General features: G+C 50.4%; 16 protein-coding genes. 11 read left to right on the top strand and 5 right to left on the bottom strand.

Annotation, left to right across the window (positions count from 1 at the left end):
• The first annotated feature begins 28 nt into the window (after nt 1-28).
• The 3 genes from ABIB59_RS01865 (at nt 29) to ABIB59_RS01855 (ending at nt 1,927) form a co-directional block, all read left to right on the top strand.
• Nucleotides 29-766: a phosphatase gene (locus ABIB59_RS01865; RefSeq protein ID WP_222556735.1), complete on the top strand. Its 738-nt coding sequence runs from the start codon at nt 29-31 to the stop codon at nt 764-766.
• A gap of 20 nt (nt 767-786) precedes the next feature.
• Nucleotides 787-1,341: a TorD/DmsD family molecular chaperone gene (locus tag ABIB59_RS01860; RefSeq protein WP_041851780.1), complete on the top strand. Its 555-nt coding sequence runs from the start codon at nt 787-789 to the stop codon at nt 1,339-1,341.
• Nucleotides 1,342-1,444: 103 nt separating this feature from the next.
• Entirely contained in the window at nt 1,445-1,927 is a 483-nt protein-coding gene (locus ABIB59_RS01855; protein WP_125124331.1) for a DUF1097 domain-containing protein, read from the top strand.
• 35 nt (nt 1,928-1,962) lie between these two features.
• On the opposite strand, the gene csgG is transcribed toward ABIB59_RS01855, so the two are convergent.
• The 4 genes from csgG to csgD are packed head-to-tail and all read right to left on the bottom strand — an operon-like array spanning nt 1,963 to nt 4,310.
• Entirely contained in the window at nt 1,963-2,799 is an 837-nt protein-coding gene (csgG, locus tag ABIB59_RS01850; protein WP_354033809.1) for a curli production assembly/transport protein CsgG, read from the bottom strand.
• Nucleotides 2,800-2,825: 26 nt separating this feature from the next.
• A complete protein-coding gene (csgF, locus tag ABIB59_RS01845; RefSeq protein ID WP_041851777.1) occupies nt 2,826-3,239 on the bottom strand; it encodes a curli production assembly/transport protein CsgF in 414 nt (137 codons plus the stop codon).
• Nucleotides 3,240-3,265: 26 nt separating this feature from the next.
• Nucleotides 3,266-3,655 (bottom strand): curli production assembly/transport protein CsgE, encoded by a 390-nt coding sequence (gene csgE, locus ABIB59_RS01840; protein ID WP_354033807.1) that lies wholly within the window; start codon nt 3,653-3,655, stop codon nt 3,266-3,268.
• A 4-nt stretch (nt 3,656-3,659) separates the two neighbouring features.
• Nucleotides 3,660-4,310 (bottom strand): biofilm master transcriptional regulator CsgD, encoded by a 651-nt coding sequence (gene csgD / locus ABIB59_RS01835; protein ID WP_041851775.1) that lies wholly within the window; start codon nt 4,308-4,310, stop codon nt 3,660-3,662.
• Between the two features lie 765 nt (nt 4,311-5,075).
• Between csgD and csgB the strand changes: the two genes are divergently transcribed.
• From csgB to ABIB59_RS01805, 6 genes are all read left to right on the top strand, one after another.
• Complete coding sequence (gene csgB, locus ABIB59_RS01830; protein WP_041851774.1) at nt 5,076-5,531, top strand: curli minor subunit CsgB; 456 nt, start codon at nt 5,076-5,078, stop codon at nt 5,529-5,531.
• A gap of 40 nt (nt 5,532-5,571) precedes the next feature.
• Nucleotides 5,572-6,015 carry a curli major subunit CsgA gene (csgA, locus tag ABIB59_RS01825; protein WP_041851773.1) on the top strand — a complete coding sequence of 148 codons (444 nt, stop codon included), beginning with the start codon at nt 5,572-5,574 and terminating at the stop codon, nt 6,013-6,015.
• A 56-nt stretch (nt 6,016-6,071) separates the two neighbouring features.
• Entirely contained in the window at nt 6,072-6,401 is a 330-nt protein-coding gene (gene csgC, locus ABIB59_RS01820; protein WP_317087404.1) for a curli assembly chaperone CsgC, read from the top strand.
• A 158-nt stretch (nt 6,402-6,559) separates the two neighbouring features.
• Nucleotides 6,560-6,871 (top strand): YmdA family protein, encoded by a 312-nt coding sequence (locus ABIB59_RS01815; protein WP_354033804.1) that lies wholly within the window; start codon nt 6,560-6,562, stop codon nt 6,869-6,871.
• 104 nt (nt 6,872-6,975) lie between these two features.
• Nucleotides 6,976-7,524 carry an O-acetyl-ADP-ribose deacetylase gene (gene ymdB / locus ABIB59_RS01810; protein WP_354033802.1) on the top strand — a complete coding sequence of 183 codons (549 nt, stop codon included), beginning with the start codon at nt 6,976-6,978 and terminating at the stop codon, nt 7,522-7,524.
• Between the two features lie 229 nt (nt 7,525-7,753).
• Nucleotides 7,754-9,238, top strand: coding sequence for a phospholipase D family protein (locus ABIB59_RS01805; RefSeq protein ID WP_079496416.1), 1,485 nt, complete (start codon nt 7,754-7,756; stop codon nt 9,236-9,238).
• A 19-nt stretch (nt 9,239-9,257) separates the two neighbouring features.
• On the opposite strand, the gene mdoC is transcribed toward ABIB59_RS01805, so the two are convergent.
• Nucleotides 9,258-10,406 carry a glucans biosynthesis protein MdoC gene (gene mdoC, locus ABIB59_RS01800; protein ID WP_317087405.1) on the bottom strand — a complete coding sequence of 383 codons (1,149 nt, stop codon included), beginning with the start codon at nt 10,404-10,406 and terminating at the stop codon, nt 9,258-9,260.
• A gap of 273 nt (nt 10,407-10,679) precedes the next feature.
• On the opposite strand from mdoC, the gene mdoG reads away from it, so the two are divergent.
• A complete protein-coding gene (mdoG, locus tag ABIB59_RS01795) occupies nt 10,680-12,215 on the top strand; it encodes a glucans biosynthesis protein MdoG (protein ID WP_103245499.1) in 1,536 nt (511 codons plus the stop codon).
• Nucleotides 12,208-14,736 (top strand): glucans biosynthesis glucosyltransferase MdoH, encoded by a 2,529-nt coding sequence (mdoH, locus tag ABIB59_RS01790; RefSeq protein WP_071195456.1) that lies wholly within the window; start codon nt 12,208-12,210, stop codon nt 14,734-14,736. Before mdoG ends, mdoH begins: the two co-directional genes overlap by 8 nt.
• Nucleotides 14,737-14,759 lie beyond the last annotated feature (23 nt).

Raw genomic sequence — 14,759 nt, 5'->3', positions numbered from 1 at the left:
CTTGCACAAACAACTACAGGAGAGTTTCATGTATCCCGTTGACCTGCATATGCATACCGTCGCCAGCACCCACGCCTATAGCACCCTGCAAGACTACATTACCGAAGCAAAGCATAAAGGGATTAAGCTTTTCGCTATCACCGATCATGGCCCAGATATGGATGATGCGCCGCACCATTGGCACTTCATTAACATGCGTATCTGGCCACGCGTTGTGGATGGCGTAGGCATTCTGCGCGGCATTGAAGCCAACATCAAAAATATTGAAGGGGAAATCGATTGTAGCGGTCCTATGCTGACGTCGCTCGATCTGATCATTGCGGGTTTTCACGAACCGGTGTTTGCCCCACAGGATAAAGACACCAATACTCAGGCGATGATTGCGACAATGGCGAATGGTTATGCGCATATCATCAGCCATCCGGGTAATCCAAAATATCCGGTGGACATCCCGGCGATTGCCGCTGCTGCCGCGAAGTACAACGTGGCGTTGGAAATCAACAACTCCTCTTTCCTTCATTCGCGGAAAGGCAGCGAAGCGAATTGCCGTGCGATTGCTGCCGCCGTGCGTGATGCGGGCGGATGGGTTGCGCTGGGTTCCGACTCGCATACAGCATTTACGCTGGGTGAATTTGCGCAGTGCCGTGAAATCCTTGATGATGTCGACTTCCCGGAAGATCGTATTCTGAATGTCACACCGCGCCGGATGCTGAGCTTCCTTGAAGCACGTGGAATGACGCCCATTACTGAATTTGCCGACTTTTAATTAGCCACTGGAATCATTGCATGAACGAATTTTCCATCCTTTGCCGCGTACTGGGTTCACTGTTTTATCGTCAGCCACAGGATCCCTTACTCGTGCCGCTCTATACCCTCATACGTGAAGGGAAGCTGGCGCAAAACTGGCCGCTGGAGCAGGATGAAATGCTGGAGCGTCTGCAAAAGAATTGTGACGCGCAGGGGTTGGCCGCTGATTTCAACGCGCTGTTTGTCGGCAACGAGTGCCGCGTTTCCCCGTATCGCAGCGCATGGGTGGATGGGGCTACGGAAGCCGAAGTGCGAGCATTTCTCTCGACTCGCGGTATGCCGCTGACAGACGCACCTGCGGACCATTTTGGCACGTTGCTGCTGGCCGCCTCCTGGCTTGAAGATCAGTCAGCAGAAGATGAAAGTGAAGCGCTGGAAACGCTCTTCGCAGAATATCTGCTGCCGTGGTGTGGCACCTTCCTCGGTAAGGTGGAAGCGCATGCGACTACCCCATTCTGGCGTACTATGGCGCCGCTGACGCGTGATGCTCTCTCTGCCATGTGGGATGAGTTGCAGGAATCCGCAGAGGAATAAAGTGTGATTTTAATCACATTTAATATGCAACGGGAAATGTGATATTGCAATTATTGCGTTTCCTGTCACATAAATAAGGTGCGTATCTGCTAAGATGCGCGCCATGAACATACTCCTCTCTATTGCATTAACAACAGGTATTCTCTCCGGTCTCTGGGGTTGGGTTGCCGTCTCTCTCGGTCTGATCGGCTGGGCCGGATTCCTTGGCTGTACCGCCTACTTTGCCTGTCCGCAAGGTGGCCTTAAAGGCCTGTTAATCTCTGCCTGCACGTTAATGAGCGGGGTGGCCTGGGCGCTGGTAATTATTCACGGTAGCGCGCTGGCTCCGCATCTTGAGATTGTAGGGTATGTCATGACCGGGCTGGTGGCGTTTCTGATGTGTGCCCAGGCGAAAAATCTGCTGCTTTCTTTCGTTCCGGGTACCTTTATTGGCGCGTGCGCGACTTTTGCGGGGCAGGGCGACTGGCGCATGATAGTGCCTTCGCTTGTGGTCGGGTTGTTGTTTGGTTATGCCATGAAAAACAGCGGCCTGTGGCTCGCAGCCCGTAACGCTGGTGATATGACAAAAGAACAAAAAAAAGCGTGACGATTTAACCCGTCACGCTTTTTCTGCGTTTGCCATCAGGATTCCGGAGGCATCGCCGCCATCTCGCGATATTTAACCAGCACTTCGTTTTTGTTTTCTGCCTTGTTTTGCAGATCCCAAAGCCCACGGTCGATACCGTCGTTAATCAGTAAAATCACCCCTGTCTCAATCGCTGACATCAGGCAAAGCATGACCGGTTCGTTAGCCGTGTAGCCCACTTCGCCTTCCAGCAGACGCTGATAATCAATAAAGCGGAATACCCCGGCCTGCACTTCATAGGACAAAATAGTCTTGCTGGTATTCACTGACGAAAGCACTTCCCCGGTACTCACGTTGACCACTCGCAGGTTAACGGCAATCTGGTCGAGCTGATATTGCGTGTCCGCACCTATACCAAAATATCGCGCGCCAACGCCCCCCGATTTCACGTTACTTTCATAACCGATAATCGAGCCCTCAATCATGACATTTGCTGCGGTCAATGACTGGAGCGGGAAGCGGTTATTAATTGCAACCGTGCCATTTTCCTGCGCCGCGCGAATGATTTTGCGCTCATTCAGTAAATTCTGCAGCCCCTGGCGTTCCAGTGGAACAAACCAACGTGAATCTTTTAGTGCCGTCACCAGCATGGAGGTCGCACTCTGCGGAACGGCGGTCGAGAAGTTACTGGCCGGATAGGGTTTAAACTGCCCGGTTTCATCCTGAATGTTATACACCGACACATATATTTTACCGGAAGGCAGTGGCAAATGTGTCAAATCATTGTAGCTTTGTGCCCGAGGTAATAACGTAGGTTTGGCGGCTTGTTTTGGCGGCGCAGTTAAGCATCCGCTTAATAAACACACGGCCAGAAGTATGAATAAGCGCTGCATGATTATTGTCCTGTAATGGCGATGCTTTAAAAATCGGTTGAACCGTTTTGTAAACCTGAAACCTGAATAGTCGACGTTTTGCCTGTTTTTCTGTCAGTTACATTTAATTGTAACTGTCCATCTTTGTTGGCAATATCAACAATAAAGTCGCTGGTTACCATTCGACCTGGTTTACCGGAATTTATATTTGTTAATAACCCACCCAGTATTTGTGATTGAATAGCCTGAGTAAAATTATCAAGCGCTGATGTGCTCTCAACGCCAAGATCTTTATAGCTGGGATCTTTATAAGAGTTTTGAGCCTGTGCGCTATTTAATAAAAAAGCGCCATTATTAGGGTTACCACCGAAATTAGGATTACGGAACTGAAATGTCATTTGTCCCGCCCAACTTAATGGTGTTATCAACATTAATGAAATGACGGCATATGCGATACGCATGTTACCCTCCGGATATTTATCGTGTTTTAGAATTCATCTGTCGCTAAATCGCGGGTGCTCAGTAGTGCCTGATCAATTTGGCGACGGTCGAGTGCTTCGTGTGTCTGTGCAAGTGCAATATCAACGTTCTTTTCAAAATCGCGCCGCGTTGGGAACATAAAAGTCTGATAAACAACACTTTGATTAATCGTGATAGTTATCCAACTTCCCCAGCGAGCACTTGGTCTTTCATTGATAGTTAAATTCCCTGTCCAGGTACTTTCCCATTTATCACTAAAAGCACGATAAAAATCGTGTCCGATCGAAGAAACCGTATGGTCGGTTAATAAACCGGGAATCTCCACTTCGACAGCGTGCAGATTCCCGGCGGCGAGCAATAATGTTGCTGCCGCAAGGTAATACGATGCGCGTTTCATGGCGTTAACGCCTGAGATTATCGTTGGCCCAGGAGACTGCCTGAGTTCGGTTTTTAACCGCTATCTTTTTGAAAAGATTATAAAGATGCGTTTTTACCGTATTCTCGCTGATAAACAGAGAGCGGGCGATTTCAATATTGGATGCGCCAATGCGCAACTTATTCAAAATCTCTTTTTCTCTGTGGGTCAGCAATGCCGACTCCGAACTGCTATAACGATAATTTCCAGAGTGGGTAATTAAGTAGCTGGCAAGCTTTTGTGAAAAGTAACACTCGCCGCGCTGGATCCCTTGTAATCCCTCAACCATGCGGGATTCGTCTTCCGAGACGTAAAATACCCCATTGATATGTGGCCAGTTTTCGATTTCACGGAACGGATAGTCATCAGGCGTATTCATTAACAATAACTTTAGGTTATTGTTTTTTCTGGACAAAACGTCCTGCCAGTATTGAATGATTTTCTTATCCGCCTCCATCATATCGAATAACACCAGGCAATCACTGGGAATATCATCCAGAGAGCGTTGAATATTATGCAATTTTCCTGTCATCGACAGAGAATGTTTCAGATGCTGCAACAAGGCTGTTGCCTGCAGAGAGGGTTTGGTAATTAACAACAATGCATGATTGTACGAACTTTGGACTTCACTGAACATGATGAAACCCCGCGTTTAGGACATCCGCAGCTTCCCCACCCAAAAGGTGGGGAACCAGAGGTACTGACAGATGTTGTGTTGCTGTGTGTAGTAATAAATACTTAATCCCTAACAATTAAGGGAAATTAATAAATCAAAATGAGTGCTGCTAATTCCAATCTAGTCATTGCCATTCTTAAAGCAAGTGTTAAACATGTAACGTAATGTAAAAATAAATATTAAAATATTTCTTAAGTGATTTTTTATTGTTTATTTTTGATAGGTAAGTTGTACACGAAATCATACTTGCACAAATTTAAAAAATCATACAAATTATTGTATGTCATTGTATTGTAATTATATTTATAGTAATTAAAAAGTAGCATTATTCATACCATAACAAAGATTTTGGTATGAGAGGTGATGTCCAATTTGTGCATCGAAAAAAAGGAGGCATTGTGAAGGTCGAACGAAGAAATGTTATCTCCTTCGCAGAACATACTTACTGATTACCTCGTTACAACCAAATTGTTATAAGCAAACCCGCCTGTTTAAAATGGTTTAAATACGCTCTCTATATACGCCTGACTGTAACAATACGAATATTCATACTTTGGTATTAATTAGGGAGTAAAAAATACGAATCGCGGGTGAGATATTTTATTTTACGACCTGACCATACTGATTTCCGTAACGCAGCGTTAACAAATTAATTGAGTGTGTTATCGCCAGCGGAACGAATATTTAAACTGTTTTTTAATAAACGACCAGGTCCAGGGTGACAACATGAAAAACAAGTTGTTATTTATGATGTTAACAATGCTGGGTGCACCTGGGTTCGCCGCCGCTACAGGTTATGATATGGCAAGTTCGGAATATAACCTGGCGGTGAATGAATTAAGTGCCGCTGCCTACAATAAAGCGGCCATTATTGGTCAATCCGGTGCAAATAATAACGCACAAATTAATCAAACTGGCTCGAAGTTATTGTCAGTTATTTCCCAGAACGGCGGGAGCAATTCGGCAAAAATTGACCAGTCAGGAGCATATAACCTTGCATATATCGATCAGTCAGGCAGTGCTAATGACGCGAATATTACACAAGGCGCTTACGGCAACACCGCAATGATTATCCAAAAAGGGTCGGGTAACAGGGCGAGTATTACTCAGTACGGTACACAGAAAACAGCAGTCGTTGTCCAGAGACAGTCGCAAATGGACATACGCGTTATACAACGTTGATGCCATTGTGGCTTTAAAATCAATCCGATGGGGGTTTACCATGAAACTTTTCAAAGTGGCAGCAGTAGCAGCGATCGTCGTTTCAGCCAGTGCTTTTGCAGGCAGCGTCCCGCAGTTCTCAGGTCATGGCGGCCATAACTATGGCGGTCCGGATTCTGAACTGAGCATCTACCAGACTGGTAGCAGCAACTCCGCGCTGGCACTGCAATCCGATGCTCGCGATTCTACAACGACAATTCGCCAGAATGGCTCAAGCAACGGTGCTGATGTTGGTCAGGGTTCTGATGACAGCACCATCAGCCTGTCACAAAACGGTTTCCATAACAGCGCAACCATTGACCAGTGGAACAGCAGAGACTCTACAATTTCTGTCAGCCAGTATGGTGGCGGCAATGGTGCGTTGGTCAACCAGACTGCTTCTGGCTCTACCGTAAACGTTCATCAGGTTGGTTTCGGCAACAACGCCACTGCCAACCAGTACTAACAGACATATCGTTTGAAGAAACAGGGCTACGGCCCTGTTTCTTTTTGGGAGGCGTTATGAATACGTTGTTATTACTTGCCGCGCTGTCCAGCCAGATTACTTTCGACACGACCCGCGTCGGCGATATGTACACGATTACCCCACAGGTTTTACTCACTGAAAATTGCCTCTGTCAGGTACAGATTCTGGCAACACGACAGGGGGAGGGCGGCCAGAGTCGCACCCAGCAACGCAAGACGATTCAATTTATCGCAAATCAACCGACATCGTTGATGCGCTTAAGTATGAATATTGAAGCGCAGGATAGTGTCGACATCGTGGTTACCGTTACGGATGGCCAGTCAGTGAATTTGTCTCAGCGCTGGACATCACAGCAAACGCTGTAACCTATTCATTTAATGAATGTTTCTCTGAAAAATAATTTGTTTCATTGCTGTTAAATTTGATTAATTAATGTATACATAAAGTTGACATCTTGTTTTAAAAGGTGTCTGCGCGGTGCCCCTCTCACCACCTGCAAAGACCATTCATTATTGAGGTATATATGTCAACTTCGCATATGCTGCTTATTCCAGCAGCCCTTTTCTGTGCCGCTGTATGCAGCTCTGTTGTGATAGCGGCGACCGGCGGTGTTATCTATTTTGAAGGGGCTGTTGTCGAAACCCCGTGTGATGTCCGTGTCGACGCCCATCGTGCGACGGTAGCCTGTGACCGCCAGGGACAGGCGAAAACCCAACAATTCTCCCTGAAAAACCTTGCTCAGGAGCAGAGTGGCTTCGACAACCTTGTGACGATGAAAATCAACTACCTCAACCCCGCGCATACGCTGGCTGTAATGGACATCACCTATAACTGATCTTTTTACAGGCTCAATGTGCGAAATAATGCAGACTGGGCCTGATCAATTTTCATACCTGGCTGCGCTACACTTGAGAGAAGAGAAAGCCACGAGGCAGAAACATGCAAGCGATAATGCAGGTTATTCAGGGGGATATCACCACCGTCAGCGTGGATGTTATCGTTAATGCGGCGAATTCATCACTGCTCGGCGGTGGTGGGGTGGATGGTGCTATTCATCGGGCGGCTGGTCCGGCATTGCTGGAGGCCTGTCGGCGCGTACGTCAGGAGCAAGGGGATTGTCCGCCTGGGCATGCGGTGATCACCACCGCCGGAAAGTTACCCGCAAAAGCCGTAGTACATACTGTCGGTCCGGTATGGCATGGCGGAGATGACCATGATGTTCACCTGTTGGAAGATGCCTATCGCAACAGCCTGATGCTGGCCGAAGCCAATAACTACGAATCCATTGCTTTCCCGGCGATCAGCACTGGCGTCTATGGTTATCCGAAAGCCGCCGCCGCAGAAATCGCCGTCAATACCGTCGAGGCATTTCTGGCTGACCATCCGCAAATACGTCGGGTGGTGTTTGTCTGCTTTGATGACGAAAACACCGGGTTGTATCGGCGACCGCTGACACAGCGTGGAACGCAGACGAATGCCGGCGGATAAGATGCCGAGGTTGCTAATTATCGCCTTTACGAAAATCATTCTGGTCATGGTATGCAGCTTGGATAGCCACGCTTTATGGAAAATGGGATGGCCAGCGCATCGCCGCGATACTTTTCCTTTTACCTGCCCATTTTCTTGTTAACGAACGCAGGCGTAGAACGCCTGCAGCGATGCGTTTCGGATTATCTACCCCACCAGACGCGGCGCGGGCAGATATACTTTGACAGCTATGACAATAAAAATATTCGATGAACCTGATTTCCCCTCGCAAGAGCCTGCGACCCCGCCGCCAGATACGCGGCTGGGGCGCGCTGTCACGCCGTTGTGCGCGGCCCACCCGGGCCTGTGCGGGCTGGTGGCGCTTGATGACAGCCTGGATGCTTTTGTGGCGCGGTATCGACTGGCGGAAATGGCCCAGCGAACCCTGGATGTGCAGTATTACATCTGGGAGGATGATATGTCCGGGCGGCTACTGTTACTTGCGCTCCTGGAGGCCGCGGATCGCGGTGTTCACGTCCGGTTGCTGCTTGATGACAACAATACGCTTGGCATGGATGATGTTTTACGCCAGCTCGACGCCCATCCGCATATTGAGGTTCGCCTGTTCAATCCCTTCTCATTTCGCACGTTACGAGCGCTAGGATATCTTACCGATTTCGCTCGCCTCAACCGTCGTATGCACAATAAAAGCTTTACTGCCGATGGTGTGGTGACGCTGGTCGGTGGCCGCAACGTCGGAGATGCCTATTTTGGCGCCGGGGAAGAGCCATTATTTACCGACCTTGATGTTATGGCGATAGGCCCGGTGGTACGTGATGTCAGCGAGGATTTTTCCCGCTACTGGCACTCTGAGTCCGTGTCGCCGCTGCATGCGGTACTGGATTTGCCACGCGAAGAGATCGCCGGGCGCATCCGTTTGCCGGAGGCCTGGTATCAGGATATCACCGCAGTGCGCTACCGGAACAAGCTGGAATCTACCCCTTTTGCCAGTCAGCTCGAGTCCGGGACGCTCCCCATAGTCTGGGCGAAAACCCGGCTACTGAGCGATGACCCGCGTAAAGGGCAGGGAAAAGCACGTACGCACACCTTGTTACCGGAGCGTCTGAATAATGTGATGGGTACGCCGCAACGGCAGGTGGATATTATCTCGGCCTATTTTGTTCCAGGACGTCGGGGGGTTGCCCAGCTTATTCGTCTGGCGCGCAAAGGTGTAAGTATCGCTATTCTTACCAATTCTCTGGCGGCGAACGACGTCTCAGTGGTTCATGCGGGCTATGCGCGCTGGCGCAAGAAGCTGCTTCGTCACGGAATAGAACTGTATGAACTTAAGCCAACTCGTGATGAGGCACACCCGGTCCATGATCGTGGGCTGACCGGGAATTCTGGCTCCAGTTTGCATGCCAAGACATTCAGTATCGACGGTGAAAAGGTCTTTATCGGATCGTTTAATTTTGACCCGCGCTCGGCCATGCTGAACACCGAGATGGGTTTTGTGATCGACAGTGCCGATCTGGCGCAGCGGATTCACCACCGTTTTTTGCGTAGTCAGCGTGCGGCAGCCTGGCAACTACGCCTTGATCGCTGGGGACGTATTAACTGGGTGGCGTTGCAAAACGGCAAGGAGACTGTATTGAAAAAAGAACCGCAGACGCGGTTCTGGCAACGGATGCTGGTACGGCTGGCGTCACGCCTGCCGGTTGAGTGGCTGCTCTGATTAGGCAGCCACTCTGCGATTAACGCGCTGTCGCATGTGTGTTGCTGGTTTTACCTTCCGGCTTACCCGAGAAGAGGAAACGCAGCACCGGAATACGCAGGTGCGCTTCATAGAGCAGTAGCGCAGAACCAATGACAAACACCAGGCCGGTGGTAAATCCAAGCAAGTTAGAGTGAATGTGTGGGGTTATCCACGCACCGAACAGCAGCGTTAACGGATGATGTACCAGATAGATAAACAGCGATGCGTTAACGAAATAGCTCACGCGGGCAGACTGGAAATTCAGCATGCGATAACCCAGCGAAAAGACCACATTCACCATCCACAAACCCAGCAGCATGGTAATCACCGATTCGGTTTCATACATCCAGCCATCGCCGCTGCCATAGTGTTGATTCAGCAGATAGGCGGCAAAGCCGATAAGCGAAGCAACAAAACAGGCAGGGGAGGGGTTAATAAAGAGCGATTTGAGGCGCGGATTAATGAAGGTCAGCGCGCCCAGCAGGAAAAAGGGAATATAAAACAGCGATTGCATGACGGCGAAATTGAACAGCGCGTCGCGCAATATATCAGGGTAAATAATGAATACGAGTCGGCGGAATGCCGCGTAAATGATGCCGAATGCCAGAAACGCCAGGGAGAGTTTGCCCAGCGTAATGTTGTCGAGCAGACTGGCCGCATTGCTTTTAATTCTGCGGAACAGCCACATGCTGACCGTCGTGAGAACGACCAGTACCAGCAAAAACCAGAGATGAGAAATCAATTCCCATACCAGGGTGTTAAATTTGTCGTACAGCGATAACGTATGCCAGTCCTGCGCGCGTCCGTTGACATATTGCAACATAATAAATTGTGGAAGCGTGAGCAGAGGAATGGCGGTCAGCATCGGGATGCCAACACGCTCAACGCGTACCGTCCACCAGCGTTGTAGCGGGTAGCGCAGATAAAGCATATAAGAGAAATAGCCGGAAATGACGAAAAACACCTGCATACGGAAGGCGTGGATCGCGTCATTGAACAAGGTCAGCCACCACGAGGGGTGTGCGCTGTTCACGTGCCACATATGACTCGAATAAATCAGCGAAATGTGAAAAGGGATCCCAAGCAACATTAACCACGCGCGGATGGAATCAAGGAAATATTCACGTTGTGCGGGTATTCTGCTCATATGACTCCTTTAACTCTCAGACTTTTCGTCTTATCCATAAGACAAATAATGATTACATTCCTAATCAACCCTACACTATGACCGATAGACTGTCTCCAGGATAAGTACGCAAAACGATAAAGGGTTAGTTTCATTTGCTTATTCACTGAGCCAGCGCGCTGAACAAAGCGGGGATTCAGTTGTCGGAATGCCAAAGTTTCCATTAAAATGGATCGGATCGATTTAAGCACACAAAGGGGGAAGTGCTTAGTTATTATGAAACCTAAATTACGAATGATGAAAATGCGTTGGTTGGGTGCTGCGGTACTGTTGTCACTTTATACGTCATCAGGCTGGGCTTTTTCCATTGACGATGTCGCAAAACAGGCACAATCCTTAGCAGGCAAAGGTTACGAAGCGCCAAAGAGCAATCTGCCGTCCGTATTCCGTGAGATGAAATATGCGGATTATCAGCAGATTCAATTCAACCATGATAAGGCCTACTGGAACGCCATTAATACCCCATTTAAGCTTGAATTTTATCACCAGGGCATGTACTTCGACACGCCGGTTGCTATCAATGAAGTGACTGCCACCGCTGTTCGCAAAATTAAATACAGCCCGGATTATTTTAACTTTGGCAATGTGCAGCACGATAAAGACACGGTCAAAGATCTCGGATTTGCCGGTTTCAAAGTCCTCTACCCCATTAATAATAAAGATAAAAACGATGAAATCGTCAGTATGCTGGGTGCCAGCTACTTCCGTGTGATTGGCGCAGGCCAGGTATATGGTCTTTCCGCCCGTGGTCTGGCGATCGACACGGCTCTACCGTCAGGGGAGGAGTTCCCTCACTTTAAAGAGTTCTGGATCGAACGTCCAAAACCGACGGATAAACGCCTGACCATTTTTGCACTGCTGGATTCCCCGCGTGCGACGGGCGCCTATCGTTTTGTGATCATTCCAGGGCGCGATACTGTCGTTGACGTGCAGTCTAAAGTCTATCTGCGTGACAAAGTGGGCAAACTGGGCGTAGCGCCGCTCACCAGTATGTTCCTGTTCGGGCCGTCTCAGCCATCACCGGCAACCAACTACCGTCCGGAATTGCATGATTCCAACGGCCTGTCGATGCTGGCCGGAAACGGCGAGTGGATTTGGCGTCCGCTGAATAACCCGAAACACCTGGCGGTAAGCAGTTATGCCATGGAAAACCCGCAGGGCTTTGGTCTGCTGCAGCGTGGTCGTCAGTTCTCCCGTTTTGAAGATATTGATGACCGCTATGACCTGCGTCCAAGCGCCTGGATCACTCCGAAAGGCGACTGGGGTAAAGGGAAGGTAGAGCTGGTGGAAATTCCGACCAACGACGAGACCAACGATAATATCGTCACTTACTGGACGCCGGATCAACTGCCGGAACCGGGTAAAGAGATGAATTTCAAATACACCATCACCTTTAGCCGCGATGAAGACAAACTGCACGCGCCTGATAACGCATGGGTAATGCAGACCCGTCGCTCTACTGGCGATGTCAAACAATCCAACCTGATTCGTCAGCCGGATGGCACACAGGCTTTTGTGGTGGACTTCACCGGTCAGGATATGAAGCAACTGCCGAAAGACACCCCCGTCACCGCGCAGGCCAGTATCGGTGATAATGGCGAAATTGTTGAAAACACCGTTCGTTATAATCCTGTCACGCAAGGCTGGCGTTTAATGCTGCGCGTTAAGGTTAAAGATCCGAAGAAAACCACCGATATGCGTGCCGCGCTGGTCAATGGTGACAAGACCCTGAGTGAAACCTGGAGCTATCAGCTACCTTCCAATGAATAAGACAACTGAGTATATCGACGCGCTGCCGCTTCCGGATGCGGAAAAGGCAGCGCTGCCGACAGAGAGTCTTCGTGCCGTGCATGAAGCCCTGGACGAGGAACGTCATAGCTGGACTCGTGATGATGATTCGCCGCTGGGTTCAGTGAAAGCGCGTCTTGAACACAGTTGGCCTGATTCCCTCGCGAAAGGTCAACTCGTTAAAGATGATGAAGGGCGTACACAACTGGAGGCGATGCCAAAAGCGAAGCGCTCATCAATGTTCCCTGATCCATGGAGAACGAACCCGCTTGGGCGCTTCTGGGATCGGCTGCGCGGTCGCGATGTTCAGCCGCGCTATATGTCGCGTTTAACGAAAGAAGAGCAGGCCAGCGAGCAAAAATGGCGTACGGTGGGTTCTATTCGCCGTTACATCCTGTTACTGCTGACTCTGTCGCAAACCGTGGTCGCTACCTGGTACATGAAGACCATCCTGCCTTACCAGGGCTGGGCGCTGATTAACCCGTCGGACATGGTGGGTCAGAATCTGTGGGTTTCCTTTATGCAGCTACTGCCGTATGTGCTGCAGTCCGGCATCCTTATTCTGTTCGCCGTCCTGTTCTGTTGGGTGTCGGCCGGTTTCTGGACCGCGCTTATGGGCTTCTTACAGTTGCTGATAGGGCGGGATAAATACAGTATCTCCGCTTCCACTGTCGGTGATGAGGCGCTCAATCCTGAGCACCGTACTGCGTTGATCATGCCTATCTGTAACGAAGATGTTGATCGCGTTTTTGCGGGCCTGCGTGCGACCTGGGAGTCGGTTAAAGCGACCGGTAACGGTGAGCATTTCGACGTTTACATCCTGAGTGATAGTTACAACCCGGACATCTGCGTTGCCGAGCAGAAAGCCTGGATGGAATTGATCGCCGAGGTGCAGGGCGAAGGGCAAATTTTCTACCGCCGCCGCCGCCGCCGCGTGAAACGTAAAAGCGGTAACATCGATGATTTCTGCCGTCGCTGGGGTAGCCAGTACAGTTACATGGTGGTACTGGACGCCGACTCCGTGATGACCGGTGATTGTCTGACCGGGCTGGTGCGTTTGATGGAAGCGAACCCGAACGCGGGTATCATTCAGTCGTCGCCGAAAGCCTCTGGTATGGATACGCTCTACGCACGTTGTCAGCAGTTTGCGACACGCGTGTATGGCCCACTGTTCACCGCGGGACTGCACTTCTGGCAGTTGGGGGAATCGCACTACTGGGGTCACAACGCGATTATCCGCGTGAAGCCGTTTATTGAGCACTGTGCGCTGGCACCGCTGCCGGGTGAAGGCTCCTTTGCCGGTTCGATTCTTTCGCATGACTTCGTGGAAGCCGCACTGATGCGTCGTGCGGGGTGGGGCGTCTGGATTGCCTATGACCTGCCAGGTTCTTACGAGGAACTGCCGCCGAACTTGCTTGATGAGCTTAAACGTGACCGCCGTTGGTGTCATGGCAACCTGATGAACTTCCGTCTGTTCCTCGTCAAGGGGATGCACCCGGTACACCGCGCGGTGTTCCTGACGGGGGTAATGTCCTATCTGTCTGCGCCGCTGTGGTTTATGTTCCTGGCCTTGTCGACTGCGCTGCAGGTGGTACATGCATTAACGGAGCCACAGTACTTCCTGCAACCGCGTCAGCTCTTCCCGGTGTGGCCGCAGTGGCGCCCGGAACTGGCTATCGCGCTCTTTGCCTCAACAATGGTCCTGCTGTTTTTACCGAAACTGCTGAGTATCATTCTGGTGTGGTGCAAAGGGCCGAAAGAGTACGGTGGATTTGTGCGGGTGACGCTCTCCCTGCTGCTGGAAGTGCTGTTCTCTGTACTGCTGGCGCCGGTGCGTATGTTGTTCCACACGGTGTTCGTGGTCAGCGCATTCCTCGGCTGGGAAGTGGTCTGGAACTCACCGCAGCGTGACGATGATTCGACTCCATGGGGCGAAGCCTTCATGCGCCACGGTTCTCAGCTATTGCTGGGGCTGGTATGGGCAGTGGGTATGGCATGGCTGGATCTGCGCTTCCTATTCTGGCTGGCGCCGATCGTCTTCTCGCTGATCCTCTCTCCGTTCGTGTCGGTCATTTCCAGTCGTTCAACGACGGGCCTGCGTACTAAGCGCTGGAAACTGTTCTTGATCCCGGAGGAGTACTCTCCGCCGCAGGTGCTGGTCGATACTGACAAGTATCTGGAACTGAACCGCGGCCGTTCACTGGAAGATGGCTTCATGCACGCGGTGTTCAACCCGTCGTTTAACGCGCTGGCAACGGCAATGGCAACGGCACGTCACCGTAGCGGGCATATTCTGGAGATCGCCCGTGAGCGTCACGTTGAGCAGGCGCTGAACGAGACCCCGGACAAGCTTACCCGTGACCGTCGTCTGGTGCTGCTGAGTGACCCGGTTACTATGGCGCGCATGCACTACCGCGTATGGGCATCGCCTGAGAGATATCTCTCCTGGGTTAACTTTTATCAGGATGTGAAGCTTAATCCGCTTGCCCTGAAAACAAAGTAAGCCGACATTAAGGAAAATACCGG

The sequence above is a fragment of the Citrobacter sp. UYEF32 genome (assembly GCF_040546205.1).
Lineage (GTDB): Bacteria > Pseudomonadota > Gammaproteobacteria > Enterobacterales > Enterobacteriaceae > Phytobacter > Phytobacter diazotrophicus.
This window is presented reverse-complemented; position numbering and strand designations above follow the sequence as displayed.